Origin of the sequence: Micromonospora sp. A3M-1-15 (assembly GCF_024213425.1) — a bacterium.
Lineage (GTDB): Bacteria > Actinomycetota > Actinomycetes > Mycobacteriales > Micromonosporaceae > Micromonospora > Micromonospora chersina.
The window spans coordinates 1-692 of sequence record NZ_JANAVK010000016.1; the positions used below are offsets into that span (position 1 = coordinate 1).

The 692-nt window shown below is 75.7% G+C and carries 1 pseudogene; it reads left to right on the forward strand.

Annotation, left to right across the window (positions count from 1 at the left end):
• Window positions 1–692 (forward strand): annotated as a pseudogene (locus NLX85_RS32885) (hypothetical protein); the annotation flags it as partial.

Here is a 692-nt window from a genome sequence, read left to right on the forward strand (position 1 = left end):
CCGCCCTCACGGTCGCCACCGCGGAAACCGCCCTCGCGGCGCTCGCCCCCACGGAAGCCGCCCTCACGGTCGCCACCACGGAAACCGCCTTCGCGACGCTCGCCACCGCGGAAGCCACCGGGCCGCTCGTCGCGGCGGAAACCCTCGCGACGCTCGCCGCCGGGGCCACCTTCACGACGCTCACCGCCACGGAAGCCGCCGCCCTCACGGTCGCCACCACGGAAGCCACCTTCACGACGCTCACCGCCACGGAAGCCGCCGCCCTCACGGTCGCCACCACGGAAACCGCCCTCACGGCGCTCACCGCCACGGAAACCGCCCTCACGGCGCTCACCGCCACGGAAACCGCCCTCGCGACGCTCACCGCCACGGAACCCACCCTCGCGGTTGCCGCCCTCACGGCGCTCACCACCAGCGAAGCCCTCGCGACGCTCGCCACCGCGGAAACCGCCCTCACGGCGGTCGCCACCGCGGAAGCCGCCCTCGCGACGCTCGCCGCCACGGAAGCCGCCGCCCTCACGGTCGCCGCCACGGAAACCACCCTCGCGGCGGTCGCCGCCACGGAAGCCACCCTCACGGCGGTCGCCTTCGCGGCGCTCGCCCCCACGAAAGCCACCCTCACGGTCGCCACCACGGAAGCCACCCTCGCGGCGCTCACCGCCACGGAAGCCGCCGCCCTCACGGTCGCCACC